The 529-nt window shown below is 36.0% G+C and carries 1 pseudogene; it reads right to left on the bottom strand.

The features are described from left to right. Positions 1-372: 372 nt before the first annotated feature. Positions 373-504: pseudogene (locus BWI92_RS29050) on the bottom strand (tetratricopeptide repeat protein). Positions 505-529 lie beyond the last annotated feature (25 nt).

Genomic DNA, 529 nt, shown 5'->3' on the forward strand with positions numbered 1-529 from the left:
ATTGCCTTGTTGGTAGGTATTAAGCGCACTTGTATAGTACTGATTTAGTATTACTTGAGTACTATCATCGAGCGTTAATAGTATTTGATGACCTAAGCCGTCTGTTGCAATATTAATGCCACTTTCATCTTCTAAATCTACTAATAGCCGAGGATTAGGCGTTGTAATATACGTCTCTTTTCAATTTTTCATCTAAATATAAATGAATTTTTGGTCCTGTATTATCAACTTTCTGAATTTTACCAGAACCTCCTATCATTGGTCTTTCAAAACCGATTGCATCTGCTAATCCTGTGCTGCTTTGGGCATATAATGAAAACTTTCCTTCCCCATATTGATAATTAATATCCTTCGGTAATACAACAGWKSYTTCTAACAYCGCCYTKTACTTWCAKTRGCRKTGATATATTCAGCTGACTCTGCGTACTTCTCTACGATTTCGTTGTAAACATCCAAAGCTTCCTTGTTTTGCTTGTTTGCCTCGTAAGCAGCAGCCAACTTCATCAAATATGATGGAGTAAAGAATTTG

Origin of the sequence: Flectobacillus sp. BAB-3569 (assembly GCF_002270355.1) — a bacterium.
GTDB lineage: Bacteria > Bacteroidota > Bacteroidia > Cytophagales > Spirosomataceae > Flectobacillus > Flectobacillus roseus.